The sequence below is a fragment of the Aequorivita marisscotiae genome (assembly GCF_029814825.1).
Taxonomy (GTDB): Bacteria; Bacteroidota; Bacteroidia; order Flavobacteriales; family Flavobacteriaceae; genus Aequorivita; species Aequorivita marisscotiae.
Window position 1 is genome coordinate 836,889 of record NZ_CP122379.1, and the last position, 16,615, is coordinate 853,503.

Consider the following 16,615-nt stretch of genomic DNA (forward strand, 5'->3'; position numbering starts at 1 on the left):
AGGTTATCAACATGGGTGATTTCTGAAAAAATTAAAACACAATGCAATCTAATTTTTCTTTCATAGGAAGAAGATTTGCAAAATATTGTTCGTGCAATTCTTTAGGAAGTGGTTGCGAAAAGGGTGTATCTTCTTTAAAAGGATCTACTTCTTTTCCATTCTTCCAAAAGCGATAACACACGTGCGGCCCGCTGGTATTTCCGGTCATTCCAATCCAACCAATTACATCGCCTTGGCTTACGTATTGGCCTACCTTTACATTCCGAGCTTTCATATGTAGATACTGTGTTTCGTAGGTTCCGTTGTGTCTTATTTTTACATAATTACCATTACCCCCTCTTCTTTCAGATTTTGTTACAACGCCATCTGCAGTGGCCAAAATTGGTGTTCCTATTGCAGCCGCAAAATCGGTTCCTCGATGCGGCCGTAGTTTAAACCCGTAATATTTTATGCGTCGTTTTAGATTAAAACGGGAAGATATTCTGCTGAATTTAACAGGCGATTTTAAAAACGCCCGCTTTAAATTATTGGCGTTTTCATCATAATAACCCGATAATTTTTCTTTTGAATCGGAAGCGAATTTAAATGCGTATAGCGGCTTGCCCCGATGCTCAAAATAGGCAGCTTTTATTTCTTGCAGCCCACCCGGAATAGTATCATCAATAAATTTCTCGGTGTACACAACTTTAAAACGATCGCCTGGTTGTAGTTTAAAGAAGTTGATGGTCCAAGCATAAATGTTTGCTAACTCATCCGTCATATACGGACTTAAATTCTGCTCTTCCATGGTTGCCGAAAGTGAACTCGTTATTACACCCGAAGCTTCTCTTTCTTCATAACGTACTGGTTTTTGACTGTTATAAATAGATAATGCATCTCTAAAATCTACCACCGCAAAATCTACTTTATTGGTTTCGTAAATAAAAACCTGGGTTTTATTTAGGGAGTCTTTAGAATTTAAAAGTACGTATGGTTTGCCAATACCTATTTTCCGAACGTCGAAGCTATCGCGAAATTTGGTTGCAACTTCCATAATTTTATCTTGCGATACGCCATTTGCGAAAAGAATATCGCCAAAGGTATCGCCTTTACGAATGGTATCGCGGATTACATTAAAATCATTGAGAATATAACCGTATTGTTCAATAGTCGGTTCTGTTTCGACTACATTGGTATCGGCAATTTCATTTTTAGATTTTTCGCAAGCGGTAGTTAATAAGGTTAGTGCAAATACGGCTAAAATTAATTTTTTCAAGGTTGGGGAATTTTCAATATTATTTATTCTTAATCTGCAATTATTTTAAAGGAGTGCTGTAATCCTTTAAATTCGGTTAACGTTGCTTTTAGGGAACCTACGGCCAAATCTGCTTTTACCAGTAGTGGAATTTTGTTTTTATCATCACTAATCCAGACCGTTAGACTTTCTTTTTCTTTAAAAACGCGACCAGATTGTACGTAAGGTCTAAATATAAGCGTTCGCACGCGCCCAAAATTAGTGTCTAAAATTTCTTTTCCAAGGAATTTCAGTCGGAATTTGTAATTTTCTTTGTCAAAAAACATATTCATTTCTATAACGTCGCCTGCTTTTATGTTTTCGGTGTTTAATTGGTTGCGCAAATAGTAAAAAGCCGAAATCATATCTTGTGTGTCCTTTGGAAACGACAAGACTGAGGTTTCATTGTTTTTTTTATCGTTTACCGTGGCTTTTTTTGTGGTGTGGTTAAAATCTATTTCAATATCTTTAGTGTAACCACCTTCGTCTATTTTTCGAATAAACCGGTACGGAATATCTTTTTCCCTGTCTATGTAAGATTGATAGTCGTCTTCTACTTTAAAAAACCATTTGGAAATACCTACCGTTTCGCCAAAACCGCGTACGTGGTAAACATCTTTTCCTTTTATTGAAGCATTTTTTACATTTAGTGTAGCATAACCCGCGGTTACAAAACCATAGTGAACGCGGAATTTAAAATACTCGCCATTGCCATAAGCTCTTTCCTGTGCAGATACGGAAACAAAAGCGCTAAAAATAAGTATAACCGCGAACAGCTTTTTCATAGAGTACGACTTAGGGGTTTTTAATGAATTTAAGATTTACAACTACCATTCCAAAAAAATAAAACCCCACCTTCAATAAGACGATGGGGTTCTTATAAAGTTACACTATTACAGTGTGCCTCGTTGTGCTTGTTCTCGTTCTATAGATTCAAAAAGTGCCTTAAAGTTTCCTGCTCCAAACCCTTTAGCTCCCATGCGCTGTATTATTTCAAAAAATAAGGTTGGTCTGTCTTCCAAAGGTTTGGTGAATATCTGTAGCAAGTAACCATCTTCATCGGCATCAATCATTATAGAGAGTTTTTTTAACTCGTTGATGTCTTCCTTCATCATATTCATATGGTCGCCCAATCTACGTGGAATATCGTCGTAATACGCTTGCGGCGGTGGCGGTAAAAATTCTATACCGCGTTCCTTTAATTGGCTAACGGTTTTTATAATATCATCTGTTGCCACGGCAAGATGCTGTACGCCCGAATCTTCATAAAAATCTAAATATTCTTCTATTTGCGATTTTTTAATTCCTTTAGCCGGTTCGTTTATAGGAAATTTGATGCGGCCATTACCATTGCTCATCACTTTACTCATCAACGCCGAATATTCTGTATGGATTTGCTTATCGTCAAACGAAAGGAAATTTACAAAACCCATAACATCTTCATACCACTTAACCCATTTGTTCATTTGGCCCCAACCTACATTACCAACCATGTGGTCTATATATTTTAGGCCCGTTGGGGTCGGGTTGTAATCGCTTTTCCATTCACGGAAACCTGGTAAAAATATACCCTTGTAGTTTTTGCGTTCTACAAACATATGCACCGTTTCGCCATAGGTGTAAATGCCGCTTCGCACTACTTCGCCGTGCTCGTCTTTTTCAACGGTGGGTTCCATGTAGGGTTTTGCGCCGCGTTTGGTTGTTTCTTCAAAAGCACTTGTAGCGTCATCTACCCAAAGGGCTATAACTTTTACGCCGTCGCCGTGTTTAACTATGTGGTCGTTTATAGGCGATTTACTGTTTAACGGGGTGGTAAGCACAAGTTTTATTTTATCTTGTTTTAGTACATAGCTTACAGAATCGCGCGAACCAGTTTCCAAGCCTTTATAGGCGTAGGACTGAAAACCAAACGCAGTTTTGTAAAAATGCGCAGATTGTTTTGCATTGCCAACGTAAAACTCTACGTAATCAGTGCCCAATAATGGCAGAAAGTCTTCTGCTCCTTCAAAAATTTTCTCCAGTCCGTAATCAACCGATTTTACTTCTTTGCTCATAATTTAATTTTATAAAAATCTTATTCCTATTATTATTTTAGAAGATTTTCAATAAGAATATCTTCATCCAGTTCTTCCAGTGAACACCCTCGCCATCTCCAATAAACCGCCAGTTATTTAATTCACTTTCTGTCGCATTTCTAAGTTTTGGAAACCATTCCAAAGGGATTAACAATTCCCTGCCATCTTCAAAAACTATTTTCATTTTATAATCTTCGAAACTTATACTAACCGCATTAGTCGATTTAATTATTGAAATACTCATTCCATTTATTTTTAATTAAGCCACTATTTTCATCCACTAAACTACGAATTTCCCTAATCTCGGAGGCATTGAATTTTCTCGATTTGATTAAGAAAGTTGGAAAAATTTCAAATTTAGCTGTTTTATTGTCTTTCTCTATATGGATATGTATCGGCAAATGTTGGTTACTATAAAAGAAAAAACGATAACCCTTTTTTTTTTGAAAAAAAATTGGAGGCATGGATTTTTGTGTTAGTTCATAACTGCCAACTGTAACCGCTTACTTTTTACTCTTTTTCAAGCCAACTCTGGTAATACGTGCCATCGGAAAGTTTCAAACCATCTTCGGTTACCTGTAATGGTTTAAAAGTATCTACCATAACGGCCAGTTCTTCTGTTTCTGTTTTACCAATGCTTCTTTCCGCAGCCCCCGGGTGTGGACCGTGTACGATACCGGCAGGGTGCAGCGTTATCTGTCCTGCTTCAATATCGTTCCTGCTCATAAAATCGCCATCTACATAATACAACACCTCATCGCTATCAATATTGCTGTGGTTGTACGGCGCCGGAATACTATCTGGATGATAGTCGTATAGCCTAGGCACAAAACTGCATACTACCATGGCATCAGTTTCAAAAGTTTGGTGCACTGGAGGCGGTTGATGAATACGCCCGGTAATGGGTTCAAAATCGTGGATTGAAAAAGCGTACGGAAAGTTGTACCCATCGTATCCTACAACATCAAAAGGATGTGTGGCGTAAACCATCTCAAAAATATCGTCTTGCTTTTTCACTTTTACTAAAAACTCCCCTTTTTCGTCGTGATGTTCAAGTTCCTGTGGTTTGCGTATGTCGCGTTCGCAAAAAGGTGAATGTTCCAAAAGCTGCCCAAACCAGTTTCTGTAACGTTTTGGGGTGTAAATTGGGCGTCGCGATTCAACGATAAAAAGTCGGTTGTCTTCCGTATCAAAATCTATTTTGTAAATAATTCCGCGGGGGACCAACAAATAATCGCCGTATTTAAAATCGAGGTTGCCTAAAAAGGTTCGCAATTTTCCGCTGCCTTTGTGGATAAAAATCAATTCATCAGCATCGGTATTTTTATAAAAATAATCCTTTTGCGATTCTTGCGGCGCGGCAAGTATTATACTGCAATCGCTATTGGTAAGCACCGTTTTACGACTGCTTAGATAATCTTTTTCAGGTTTTACGTCGAAACCTTTTAGCCGAAGCGATTCCAGATTATTGGCGCGTGCAATCTTCGGGGCAACGTTGTACTGTTTTAATATTTCCTTTACTTGTGTGGGGCGATACTCGTGATAAATATTGCTGTACATCCCATCAAAACCAACGGTTCCGAAAAGTTGTTCTGAATAAAGGCTTCCGTCCGGTTTGCGGAATTGCGTATGGCGTTTGGGCGGTATCTTGCCCAGTTTGTGATAGAAAGGCATCTTTTTAAGTTAATGGGTTATTGAGTTATTGTGTTCATTAATTTATCGCAAAATATGAATTTGTGATTAAAGTTTTTCCTAATATCTTAACAACCAAACCACTTAATAACTCTTCTCTACAAATATCGGAAAAATATTAGAGCTAAACGTTCAATATTATGCTAAAACCGATACCCCAGCGCAACATACCACTCGCTGCGATCCAATTCTGGCGAATAGGAATATTTAAGTTCCATTGGCCCCAAAATTGTTTCTAAACCGTAGCCCAAAGAATAGCCCGAATAATCTACACCATCTATCCACTCTCCATTTTCAAAAAGGTCGTTACCAACGTTGGCAATATTTGCTGAAATATTGATGTGGTTTTTTCTGAAAATTTCATAATCAAGGGTAAGGGTAGATTTAAGATAAGTATTTCCACGGAGCGAAATAGCTTCATAACCCATAAAAGGCACAATATTATTCATCTCTTTAAAACCGTACCCGCCCAAAGCAAAATCGAGAGTTGTAGTTTCGGGGCCGCCTAATTTAAAACCGCCTTCACTTGTAAAATGGGCTGAAAAATTTGGAAAAAATGTATGTGCATATCCAAATTTTGCTTTTGCTAGCGAGAATGGTTGAAAATCCTTATTGCGGCCGTGTGCGAAAAGATACCAATGAAAATCGCCCGAGAAATAAGCCCCCGATTTTGGAAAAAAACTATTGTTATAAGTATCGTACTCTAAGAAACCGTAGGCACTGTAATAATTGGTGCTCTCAAAAACTGTCCGTGGCAAATTCTGATCATCTGTTCCTATGGTTTCAGAAAGATATCTAAGGTATTTATGCTCTCCTCCCATGCCAAAAACAAAAGTCCGTCGAAAGAGCGTTTCAAAATATAGCTGATTGGTAAAATCGCTATATTTTATGGAAATTTTATTGATTGGTAACGATAGTTCAGCGTTTAAATCTGCATCAATAAAATCTATAGGCACATCGGCTTCAAAAAAATGATATTTTGAATTAAAGCCCACGCTCCAATAAAAACCTTTGTCTATGTAGTATTCAAAATTATAGCGCAGATTGTCGCCGGCAATTAAATCTAATGAAGCAATATCGTTATTAGTTAACAGCCGTTTTCGGGTAATGTTTACCAAAGCCGCTGTGCGGAATAAATCGTCATAATGCGCCGCAAAACGAAGCATCATAGACGAGCTGCTTTCCCGCAATTGCAACAACAGTGTGCTTTGATTGTTATCATCTTCAAAAAATCGATAATTAATATCCTGAAAATTTCCGGTAGCAGAAAGATTGTTGATGCCGTCACTAAAGTCTTTATAGCTAACCTTATCTGGGGTGCGAAGCTTCAATTTCCCCAACACATAACTTCGGCTGTATTTTTCGATGCCTTCAATGCGTACCTCTTTTATATAAATGGTATCTAAGTCTTCAAACTTAATTTCCTTCTTTTCAAAAGGTCTTTGTTGCGAAGCTATTTCAGCAAGCTGATCGCTAAACGATTCCGCAGCGGTTACGCCAGCCTCCACAATTTTTTTACCTTCATTAAATGAAACCACCGAGAAATCCTTAATATTTGGGTGAATATAAACGTCGGTATTTTTTCGTTTTTCTATCATATCGTTGATAGTTCGGTAATTGTTTATCTGTACCAAAACCTCGAAAGCCGATTTTAAATTGTCGCGGGTTTTAAGGCTGTCCTGCACATCCACACCAATAATAATATCCATTCCCTTGGCGCGCACCTCGTTTAACGGATAGTTATTTACCACACCGCCATCTATCAGCACTTTGTCGTCAATAATCACCGGACTAAAAAGTGATGGCAACGCTCCGCTGGCAATAACGGCACGCGGTAGATAGCCGCGATCTAAGATTACTTCTTTCCCCGTTTCAACATTTGTGGCAACGCAGAAAAAAGGAGTGGGCAGCTCGCTAAAATCTGAAATATTACTTACGTGACTCGTTAATTTTGAAAGCAGATTATACACATTTTGCCCTTTTGATAGTCCGGATGGGAAACCAATTTTAAACTTGTCGAACGGAAGCGTTAACGCGTATTTTTCAGATTCTTTTTTTTCGTAAAATGTTTTTGAACTTCGCGGAATATCGTCCTGTATTAAAGTGCTGAAGTTAGTCTCTTTAAAAATACTATCTAGCTGTTTAGCCGAATATCCCGACGCATACAACGCGCCTATAATAGCCCCCATACTAGTCCCGCCAATGTAATCTATCCGCACGCCCGATTCTTCAATTACTTTTAAAGCACCAATATGCGCCAAACCTTTTGCCCCGCCACCGCTCAACACGAGACCCACTTTTAAGTCCTGTTGTTTTTCTTGTGAAAAGGAGAAGGATGAAATTATTAATAATACTACAAGGGGCAGGTGCTTCATTAATGGGGTTATTATTTATTATTATTTATTACTATTTTTTATTATTATTTATTGCTGAAATGTTCAACTAATTTCTTCGCTCGGCTGGCTCCCACAACTTTTGAGAGTTCTTCAAAATTGGCTGCTGCAATTCGTTTTGTGCTTTTAAAATGTTTTAACAACTCAACTACCGTCTTTTCACCAATGCCGGCAATGGTTTCTAACTCTGTATTCAACGCCTGTTTGCTACGCTTACTTCTGTGAAAAGTTATTCCAAAACGGTGCGCCTCGTTTCGTAATTGCTGTATTATTTTTAAAGTTTCACTTTTCTTATCTAAATATAGCGGAATGGGGTCATCGGGATAAAACAATTCTTCCAAACGTTTTGCAATTCCTATAATAGCTATTTTTCCGCGTAATCCCAACTTATCCAAACTTTTTAACGATGATGAAAGCTGCCCCTTTCCTCCATCTATGATGATTAGTTGCGGTAAGGGTTGCTCCTCTTTCAATAATCTTTTGTAACGGCGGTAAACCACTTCTTCCATCGACGCAAAGTCATCGGGCCCTTCCACCGTTTTTATATTGAATTTACGATAATCCTTCTTGCTCGGTTTTCCGTTTTTGAAAACCACACAGGCGGCCACAGGGTTTGTGCCTTGAATATTACTGTTGTCAAAACATTCTATATGTCGTGGTTCTTCGGTCAACCTTAAATCTTTTTTCATCTGAGCCATAATACGCTTTTCATGGCGATCCGGATCCACGATTTTTACCTGTTTGAATTTTTCCATTCGGAAATACTTAGCGTTCCTTTCAGAAAGTTCAAGAATTGCTTTTTTATCGCCCAGTTTCGGCACGTGTACTTTTATATCCTCGCCCAATTCCACTTCAAACGGGACATAAATTTCTTTTGAAAGCGAATTGAATCGTTGCCGAATTTCCACAATGGCAAGCTGTAGCAATTCGGCATCGGTCTCGTCCAACTTCTTCTTTATTTCCAACGTATGCGATCGGATAATCGCGCCGTGCGAAATCTGAAGAAAATTTACGTACCCATAACTTTCATCAGAAATTATGGTGAACACATCAACGTTATTAATCTTTGGATTTACAACCGTAGATTTTGATTGATAATTCTCCAAAACATCAATCTTTTCCTTTACCCGCTGTGCCTCTTCAAACTTTAAATCGGCTGCCAATTGCTTCATCTGACTTTTAAATTTGTGCAACGAATCCTTAAAATTTCCCTTTACGATATTCCGGATGGCCTCAATATTTTCATGGTATTCCTTTTCGGAATAAAACCCTTCGCAAGGCCCGGCGCAATTTCCCAAGTGATATTCCAAACACACTTTATATTTTTCTGCCCTAATTTTTTCTTCGGAAAGATCGTAGTTGCAGGTGCGCAACGGGTACAGGCCTTTTATCAAATCCAGTAGCGTGTGTACGGTTTTCATACTCGTGTACGGCCCGTAATATTCGCTGCCGTCCTTTATCATCCGTCGCGTTGGAAAAACCCGCGGAAACCGTTCGTTTTTAATGCAAATCCACGGATAACTTTTATCGTCTTTCAGCATCACGTTGTAGCGTGGCTGATAGTTTTTTATAAGGTTGTTTTCCAGCAAAAGCGCATCGGTTTCGGTTTTAACTACGATGTGCTTGATGGTCGCAATTTTCTTCACCAACAGTCGCGTACGGTTGTTATCAAAATTTTTAGTGAAATAGGACGAAACGCGTTTTTTCAGGTTTTTGGCCTTGCCCACATACAACAATTTCCCATCCTTATCGTAGTATTGATAAACACCGGGCGAATCGGGAAGTGTTGCAATTTGAAGTGTTACCGAAGCTTGGGCCATAGGCTCAAAGATAGTGGATTGTAGGTTTTATGCGCAATGAAATTGAAGGGTAAAATGTTAAATGATAATCTTACTATTTTCAAGACTTTTTGGATACACGAAGACACAGTATTAATGAAAAGACAGCGAAACTCTATTGGGATTTTTCTTCCATTTGATGAAATTGTTTTTTTTTAAATTTTAACGTATATTTAACCATTATAAATTTTAAATGGCCCAAATCATGAAAAAATTTACTTCTTACTTCTTACTTCTTACTTCTTACTTCTTACTTCTAGCTTCGTTGATCTTTATGATGAGCGATAAGGCCCACGCACAGATCCATTGCGAAATTGACACCTTGGCTTCCGCCAATAAGGAAGCGCTGTATGCTCCTTATAAAAGTCTGGATTATTCCTCCTATTCCTTTTGCGTAAATCTGTACGTACACGTTATCCGCAAGAGTGATGGTACGGGCGGACAATCCGTCTCTGATGTCTATCAGGCACTTAGCTATTTGGATACCAGCTATAATCCCTATAATATCTATTTTAAGTGGAACCATCAAATTGACTACATTGATGACACGAATAGATATGAAAACCCTTCCGGGGCGGTTTTTAACATCAACAACCACAACGATGGAATCGACATCTATCTGTTTGATGACAGTGCGGAATTGGATATCGCAACCGGTGGGGGTTCGTCAAATGAAAATTTAACTGCAGTATAGCTTATCGTGAAACAATTGGTCATTGAACATTAAAATTAAATAGTATGAAGTATTTGATAATCATTGGCTGTTTTATTTATAGTGTATTTGGCTATTCCCAATACACGGCAATACCGGACCCCAATTTTGAAAACTACCTAGAGCAGAACGGAATGGGGGATGGGGTACCTAATAATGGACAGGTGCTAACCTCTAATATTAATACGGTAACGGAATTGTTTGTAAACAACCAGAATATTGGCGACCTTACGGGCATCGAGGATTTTATGGCCTTAGAATATTTGGGGTGTGCTTTTAACCCTCTCGGGGGTATCCTGGACCTCAGCAACAACAACCAGCTTATTGCAATTGGATGTACCTCAACTGACCTGACAAGCTTAATTTTACCTCCAAGCACAAATTTAGAGTTTTTGTATTGTGATGAAAATTTCTTGACAGAACTGGATTTGACCCAAAACCCAAACCTAATCGAGGTATATTGTGAATGGAACTTTTTGACATCATTGGATATTACCCAAAATACGAATCTATATTTATTGTGGGCGGATCATAATGAAATTAACGGATATTTTGACACTTCCAACAATGTTTCAATTACATCTTTAACCATTGCCTACAACAATATCACCGCTTTGGATCTTTCACATAACGTAGAGCTTATAAGCTTTGGAGTAAGCGACAATCCTTTAGAGACTCTTGACGCCCGCAATGGTAACAATGAGAATATAGCAACATTTGTAGCCACCGAAACCACGGGTCAATTAAAATGCATCCTCGTGGACGATGCCAGTGCCACCTATCTGGACGATTGGTTAATTGATCCGTACACCACCTTTGTAAACAACCAAGCCGAGTGCGATGCGCTGGGAGTGCCAACGGCAACGCTCCAAGATTTTACCATGCACCCCAACCCGGCAACAAGCACCGTGGCAATAAACCTCCCCAACCAGGGGATTGAGGAGTTGGTCGTTACCGTGGCCAACAATTTAGGACAGGTCTTGGAAAGCAAAGAGCTATTGGAAAACACTGCTGTTGTACCTCTGGATGTTTCAGGCTATGCCGCCGGAGTCTATTTTGTAACCCTAAAAGCCGGCAATGATGTTACTACCAAAAAGTTGGTGGTGCAGTAAGATTTTTTGTACTTTAAAATTAGAAAAAGGGAGCTGTTGTGGCTGCCCTTTTTTGGTTTTTTCGTTGTCCGAAAACTATTAGACATTCTGATTATAAATGGGTTATTAGCAATTTTTTAAGAAAAATCTTGCAGAAAGCTTCATTTTAACTTATATTTAAGACGAACGGCCAAAAAAACCCAAACTGTTATGAAAAAATTACTACTCTCGTTTTTAGTCCTTATTATGTCCGTGAACATCTCCGCCCAAATATATTGCGAAATTGACACCATAGCCGCTGCCAACACCGAAGTATTGATGGCGCCCTACAGAAGCCAAAATTATTCAAATTACTCTTTTTGTGTTCGGATTTATGTTCATGTACTTCGAAAATCCAACCATACTGGCGGGCAATCTCCTGCCGATGTAAGTTTGGCATTGAGTTATTTGGACACCGCTTTTAATCCTCATAACATCTATTTCGTTTGGGACCATCAAATTGATTATATCGATGATGATGATACATATTCTAGTCCAAATGGTGATATATTTAATATTAATAATCATACCGATGGAGTAGATATTTATATGTATGATGATTCTATTATTTTTCTCGGTGGAGGTTACGGATTAACAAATGAATCAAAAACAGCTTTTCTTGTTTCAGGTTCTTTTGAGGATCCCGTTACACATAAAAAATATCCAGCAGTTAAATCACACGTTCTTTCCCATGAGATGGGACATGTTCTTTCATTGTGGCATACCCATCACGGAACAGGGGAGAGTACGGGCGATCCGAATGAATGTCCAGAATTTGTGGATGGATCAAACTCAACTACTTGCGGCGATTATATAACGGATACCCCAGCAGATCCCGATATGCTTTATTATATCGATTATTCTACTTGTCAATGGTTGGGCAGCGGCTTTGATGGAAATGGAGATCCCCAAGACCCCAATGATCCTGGTGATCCCTATGATCCCGATGAACAAAATATAATGGGGCATACCGTTATTCCCTGCATGTATTATTTTTCAACCAATCAAGGTAATAGAATGAAGATTGCAATGGTAAATATACTTTATTTGACTGCCGTTTCAAATTACACTCTTTCGGGCTATCCCTGCGCCACCGCAGGCCTAAACTACTATCCAAACGCAATGGATGGAGAACTAAATCTCGACCTTAGGGAAAAACCAGTCAATACCTATCCTTTTCAAATATACGATGCCTATGGAGTAATGGTACTTTCTGGCGAAAGTCAAAATGTGTTAAAAACCATTGATACCTCTAACCTCGATGAAGGATTGTATTTTCTTCATTTTTATGAGAATGGCAAATTGACTATCAAACAATTGATTGTAGAACATTAAAAAACCAGTATTATGATTTTGAAAAAATTGTTGGTTTTTATAACTCTTTTGAGCTCATTTATTTGTTTTGCACAATACACTGCTATACCGGATTCAAACTTTGAAAACCATCTCGAGCAAAATGGCATGGGTGACGGCATTCCAAATAACGGTTTGGTATTGACGGCAAACATTGAAAATGTAGACACCTTATTGGTAAATTCGCGAGGCATCCATGATCTTACTGGGATTGAGGATTTTGCAGCATTGGAACTCTTAAATTGCGCCTATAACATCATTCCGGTTTTGGATGTCTCGCAGAATATGAACCTATGGGGGCTAAATTGCGAATCCAGTAGCGTTACCGAATTAATACTCCCCCCTACCTCAACCTTGGAGATTATTAACTGTCCAGAAAACAACTTGACCGAGCTGGATGTTTCTCATAACCCTGGTCTAGTACAATTATACTGCTTTTTCAATTACTTAACTAGCTTGAATTTGACTAATAATACAGTGTTGGATTTGGTTTTCGCTGATCATAATGAGATCACAGGTTTTTTGAACACCTCACAAAATCTGGCGCTTACTTCTCTTTCGGTGAGTTACAATGATATTGCCGAATTGGATTTGACCACAAATATAGCACTCCACAGTTTGGGAGCTAGTTCTAACCCAATTTTATCATTGGATGCTAGAAATGGCAATAATGAAGATATAGTGAGTTTTGTTGTTACTGAAACTACAGGCGAACTCGATTGTATCCTTGTGGACGACGCCAACGCCAGTTATCTGGACGATTGGTTGGTTGATCCGTACATCACCTTTGTAAACAACCAAGCAGAGTGCGATGCGCTGGGCGTGGCCGAGGCAACACTCGAAGATTTTACCATGTACCCCAACCCGGCAACGAGCACCTTGGCAATAAACCTCCCCAACCACGGGTTTGAGGGGCTGGTCGTTACCGTGGCCAACAACTTGGGGCAGGTTTTGGAAAGCAAAGAGCTATTGGAAAACACTGCTGTTGTACCTCTGGATGTTTCAGGCTATGCCGCCGGAGTCTATTTTGTAACCCTAAAAGCCGGCAATGATGTTACTACCAAAAAGTTGGTGGTGCAGTAAGATTTTTTGTACTTTAAAATTAGAAAAAGGGAGCTGTTGTGGCTGCCCTTTTTTGGTTTTAGAGTGTTATGGAGTTCGGTTTTCATCCACACCGAATACATTATCAAAAATAGTTAAGAAACGGTTAAATCAAGCTTTTTAAAAATCCAAACTTCCGAATCTTGCGTATCTATTTACAACCAACCCGAAAAAAATGCCCAAAAGCAATTTTCATATTTCCTTTAAAAAGCATGTCGTGCTTTTCCTTGCAGCTTTGTATTTGCTCAACCCGATGCAGAAACAGCTAGTGGAAGGAATGCACACATTTTCTCACGTGCTGGCGCATACAGATTATTCGCACCACCAAGAAGACCATTTGTTGGGCCACGAACATACGCACGAGCACAAACTGATTACATTTTTCTCTAAAATATTTTCTTCGGAAGAGACCAGCGATCACGATAGTATGTATTTCAATTATACTTTTGATAAGCATTTTGCACAGGACTATCCCCCCGTCAATTTCAAATTTAAAACAAATATCAGCAACATTTTTACTTACACTTTTCATATTCCGACAAGCGTAAAAACCATCCCCAGCCCGCCTCCCGAAACATTCTTTTCATAAGTTTTGCAATATAAATTTAATTGAATTTTCCGTGTCACGCTGAGCCTGTCGATGTGCACGTCCAGAGATGTCTTTAACAAGCTCAGACTGATAAAACACGTTACGTATATTCAAATAGAAATTTATTCCGCAAGCATATTTTAACCGAGACATTTTTTGTTCGGTAACCCAATTATTTAAATTTTTTAAACCAATCACCCATGAAAAAAATACTCTTACTGGGGCTGATGCTATGCTTTGGTATTGCGCAATCGCAATCGCTAAAAGGAAAAGTAACAGACCCCAATAATTCACCTTTAGAAAATGTAGCGGTTTTTGACCGCACCTCGGGCAATCATACCCACACCGACGCCTCTGGAAAATTTTCACTTGAAAATGTAGCCGAAAACGACCAAATAAGCTTTTCAATTTTAGGCTTCAATACTTTTGAATACACCGTAGCTGCCAAAAGTTTTTCGGAACCTATAAACATTACTTTAAACGAAGCCGCAGTTTCTTTAGAACAGGTTACAATCACACCCGAAGTAAACACGCTCAGCCAAATAGTGGCGGTAGATTTAAAGACCGCGCCCGTAAAATCGTCGCAGGAAATATTGCGGAAAGTTCCCGGACTAATCATTGGCCAGCACGCCGGCGGTGGAAAAGCGGAACAAATATTTTTGCGCGGTTTTGATATAGACCACGGAACCGACATCAATCTTTCCGTAGATGGAATGCCCGTAAATATGGTTTCGCACGCACACGGGCAAGGGTACAGCGATTTGCACTTTTTAATCCCGGAAACCATCGAGAAAATTTCCTTCGGAAAAGGTCCATACAACGCGAAATACGGCGATTTTGCCACTGCAGGTTACGTAGCTTTCAAAACCTTGGACAAGCTAGACAAAAGCTCTATTTCTGTGGAATACGGGCAGTTTGATGCTTTTAGGACCGTGGGGCTTTTTAACCTTATGGATACGAAGAATAGCAATGCCTATGTTGCGGCTTCACTCAACACGTTTAACGGTCCGTTTGATTCACCGCAGAATTTCAACCGCTTTAATATGATGGCGAAGTACAATCTGAAATTGCCCGACAACCAAAAACTGCAACTTACCGCTTCGCATTTCCAAAGCAAGTGGGATGCTTCGGGGCAAATTCCGCAGCGCGCCATTGATGCTGGACTGATTGATCGTTTTGGAGCCATTGACGATACCGAAGGCGGAAACACCAGCCGCACCAATTTGTTGATAAACCATTCCAAACTGCTTTCAGACAACAAAAAGTTGGAAACCCGCGCATATTATTCGCATTATGATTTTGAACTGTTTTCAAACTTTACATTTTTCTTGGAAGACCCCGTAAACGGCGACCAAATTGCACAGCGCGAAGACCGAAATATTCTGGGTTTCCAAACGGAGTTTTCAGATAAAATATATTCTGAAACAATTGATTTTAAGTACACCGCAGGAATTGGCGTTCGCTACGACGATGTGAACGACGTGGAACTTTCGCACACCAAAAACCGCTATGAAATCTTGGACCGGATTGCCTTCGGAAATGTGGACCAAATAAACAGTTTCGCCTTTTTAAATACAGAAATTGGTTTGGGCGATTTCAAAATAAATCCTGCGTTGCGATTGGATTATTTCAAATTTGATTACGAAAACAAACTCTCGCCAACCTACAATAACCGAAGTGAAAGCAAAGTTTTCGCCAGTCCGAAATTGAATTTTATTTATAGCCCGAGCCGCGATTTCCAATTGTTTTTGAAATCGGGAATTGGTTTCCATTCCAACGATACCCGTGTGGTTGTTTCCAATGACGGCGAGGATATTTTGCCCGCGGCTTACGGCGCTGATTTGGGCGGAATCTATAAACTGACGGACAATCTAATTTTCAATACAGCTATTTGGGCTTTGTATTTGGAACAGGAATTTGTGTATGTTGGCGATGCCGGGATTGTAGAGCCCAGCGGAAAAACCCGCCGATTAGGCATTGATTTTGGCCTGCGTTACGAAGCAACGGACTGGCTGTATTTTTACGGCGATGCAAACTACACCTACGCCCGAAGCACTGAGGAGCCCAATGGCGCAGACTACATTCCGCTGGCGCCGGATTTTACCTCAACCGGTGGAATTGCAGTTGAAAATCTCGCAAATTTTTCTGGCGGACTTACCTATCGATATCTAAAAGACAGAGCTGCAAACGAAGACAACAGCATTGTTGCCGAAGGTTATTTTGTGACGGATTTAAATATAAATTATACTTTTAGAAACTTTGTTTTTGGAATTGCAATTGAAAATCTCTTCGATACCGAATGGAACGAAACCCAATTTGCAACCGAAAGCCGATTGTTTGACGAACCGGAAGCTGTGGAAGAAATACATTTTACGCCCGGAACGCCGTTTTTTCTAAGAGGAAAGATAACCGTTAATTTTTAACTAATGATTTTATGGGCAATGTTCTTTTTGGTTAAA

The 16,615-nt window shown here is 39.3% G+C and carries 14 protein-coding genes; 6 read left to right on the forward strand and 8 right to left on the reverse strand.

Features of this window, described 5'->3' with window-relative positions; all coding sequences use genetic code 11:
• Nucleotides 1–31: 31 nt before the first annotated feature.
• The 8 genes from QCQ61_RS03935 to uvrC form a co-directional block, all read right to left on the reverse strand.
• Entirely contained in the window at nt 32–1,255 is a 1,224-nt protein-coding gene (locus QCQ61_RS03935; protein WP_279449418.1) for a M23 family metallopeptidase, read from the reverse strand.
• Nucleotides 1,256–1,284: 29 nt separating this feature from the next.
• Nucleotides 1,285–2,058, reverse strand: coding sequence for a DUF3108 domain-containing protein (locus QCQ61_RS03940; RefSeq protein WP_279449419.1), 774 nt, complete (start codon nt 2,056–2,058; stop codon nt 1,285–1,287).
• A 108-nt stretch (nt 2,059–2,166) separates the two neighbouring features.
• The gene (hppD, locus tag QCQ61_RS03945) at nt 2,167–3,327 is read right to left on the reverse strand and encodes a 4-hydroxyphenylpyruvate dioxygenase (RefSeq protein WP_279449420.1); all 1,161 of its coding nucleotides are present in this window, start codon (nt 3,325–3,327) and stop codon (nt 2,167–2,169) included.
• Nucleotides 3,328–3,364: 37 nt separating this feature from the next.
• Complete coding sequence (locus QCQ61_RS03950) at nt 3,365–3,592, reverse strand: DUF2442 domain-containing protein (protein ID WP_279449421.1); 228 nt, start codon at nt 3,590–3,592, stop codon at nt 3,365–3,367.
• Entirely contained in the window at nt 3,573–3,812 is a 240-nt protein-coding gene (locus QCQ61_RS15540; RefSeq protein ID WP_431605803.1) for a DUF4160 domain-containing protein, read from the reverse strand. The genes QCQ61_RS03950 and QCQ61_RS15540 overlap by 20 nt, the downstream gene beginning before the upstream one ends.
• Before the next feature lie 46 nt (nt 3,813–3,858).
• A complete protein-coding gene (locus tag QCQ61_RS03955) occupies nt 3,859–5,022 on the reverse strand; it encodes a homogentisate 1,2-dioxygenase (protein WP_279449422.1) in 1,164 nt (387 codons plus the stop codon).
• A gap of 161 nt (nt 5,023–5,183) precedes the next feature.
• On the reverse strand, nt 5,184–7,415 hold the full coding sequence (locus tag QCQ61_RS03960; protein ID WP_279449423.1) for a patatin-like phospholipase family protein: 2,232 nt from the start codon (nt 7,413–7,415) through the stop codon (nt 5,184–5,186).
• 44 nt (nt 7,416–7,459) lie between these two features.
• A complete protein-coding gene (uvrC, locus tag QCQ61_RS03965) occupies nt 7,460–9,253 on the reverse strand; it encodes an excinuclease ABC subunit UvrC (RefSeq protein WP_279449424.1) in 1,794 nt (597 codons plus the stop codon).
• 223 nt (nt 9,254–9,476) lie between these two features.
• Here uvrC and QCQ61_RS03970 point away from each other — a divergent pair, with 223 nt between their 5' ends.
• The 6 genes from QCQ61_RS03970 to QCQ61_RS03995 all read left to right on the forward strand — a co-directional run bounded on the left by QCQ61_RS03970 (nt 9,477) and on the right by QCQ61_RS03995 (nt 16,579).
• On the forward strand, nt 9,477–9,965 hold the full coding sequence (locus tag QCQ61_RS03970; protein ID WP_279449425.1) for a hypothetical protein: 489 nt from the start codon (nt 9,477–9,479) through the stop codon (nt 9,963–9,965).
• A 44-nt stretch (nt 9,966–10,009) separates the two neighbouring features.
• Nucleotides 10,010–11,095 carry a T9SS type A sorting domain-containing protein gene (locus QCQ61_RS03975; RefSeq protein ID WP_279449426.1) on the forward strand — a complete coding sequence of 362 codons (1,086 nt, stop codon included), beginning with the start codon at nt 10,010–10,012 and terminating at the stop codon, nt 11,093–11,095.
• A gap of 189 nt (nt 11,096–11,284) precedes the next feature.
• A complete protein-coding gene (locus tag QCQ61_RS03980) occupies nt 11,285–12,448 on the forward strand; it encodes a zinc-dependent metalloprotease (protein ID WP_279449427.1) in 1,164 nt (387 codons plus the stop codon).
• A 12-nt stretch (nt 12,449–12,460) separates the two neighbouring features.
• Nucleotides 12,461–13,549, forward strand: coding sequence for a T9SS type A sorting domain-containing protein (locus QCQ61_RS03985; protein ID WP_279449428.1), 1,089 nt, complete (start codon nt 12,461–12,463; stop codon nt 13,547–13,549).
• 193 nt (nt 13,550–13,742) lie between these two features.
• On the forward strand, nt 13,743–14,156 hold the full coding sequence (locus QCQ61_RS03990) for a hypothetical protein (RefSeq protein WP_279449429.1): 414 nt from the start codon (nt 13,743–13,745) through the stop codon (nt 14,154–14,156).
• Between the two features lie 200 nt (nt 14,157–14,356).
• Nucleotides 14,357–16,579, forward strand: coding sequence for a TonB-dependent receptor (locus QCQ61_RS03995; RefSeq protein WP_279449430.1), 2,223 nt, complete (start codon nt 14,357–14,359; stop codon nt 16,577–16,579).
• The last annotated feature ends 36 nt before the right edge of the window (nt 16,580–16,615 follow it).

Coding starts and splice junctions, on each gene's coding strand:
- QCQ61_RS03970 (WP_279449425.1), top strand. CDS start 9,477: ATGAAAAAATTTACTTCTTACTTCTTACTTCTTACTTCTTACTTCTTA.
- hppD (WP_279449420.1), bottom strand. CDS start 3,327: ATGAGCAAAGAAGTAAAATCGGTTGATTACGGACTGGAGAAAATTTTT.
- QCQ61_RS03980 (WP_279449427.1), top strand. CDS start 11,285: ATGAAAAAATTACTACTCTCGTTTTTAGTCCTTATTATGTCCGTGAAC.
- QCQ61_RS03995 (WP_279449430.1), top strand. CDS start 14,357: ATGAAAAAAATACTCTTACTGGGGCTGATGCTATGCTTTGGTATTGCG.
- QCQ61_RS15540 (WP_431605803.1), bottom strand. CDS start 3,812: ATGCCTCCAATTTTTTTTCAAAAAAAAAAGGGTTATCGTTTTTTCTTT.
- QCQ61_RS03975 (WP_279449426.1), top strand. CDS start 10,010: ATGAAGTATTTGATAATCATTGGCTGTTTTATTTATAGTGTATTTGGC.
- QCQ61_RS03955 (WP_279449422.1), bottom strand. CDS start 5,022: ATGCCTTTCTATCACAAACTGGGCAAGATACCGCCCAAACGCCATACG.
- QCQ61_RS03985 (WP_279449428.1), top strand. CDS start 12,461: ATGATTTTGAAAAAATTGTTGGTTTTTATAACTCTTTTGAGCTCATTT.
- QCQ61_RS03990 (WP_279449429.1), top strand. CDS start 13,743: ATGCCCAAAAGCAATTTTCATATTTCCTTTAAAAAGCATGTCGTGCTT.
- QCQ61_RS03960 (WP_279449423.1), bottom strand. CDS start 7,415: ATGAAGCACCTGCCCCTTGTAGTATTATTAATAATTTCATCCTTCTCC.
- uvrC (WP_279449424.1), bottom strand. CDS start 9,253: ATGGCCCAAGCTTCGGTAACACTTCAAATTGCAACACTTCCCGATTCG.
- QCQ61_RS03940 (WP_279449419.1), bottom strand. CDS start 2,058: ATGAAAAAGCTGTTCGCGGTTATACTTATTTTTAGCGCTTTTGTTTCC.
- QCQ61_RS03950 (WP_279449421.1), bottom strand. CDS start 3,592: ATGAGTATTTCAATAATTAAATCGACTAATGCGGTTAGTATAAGTTTC.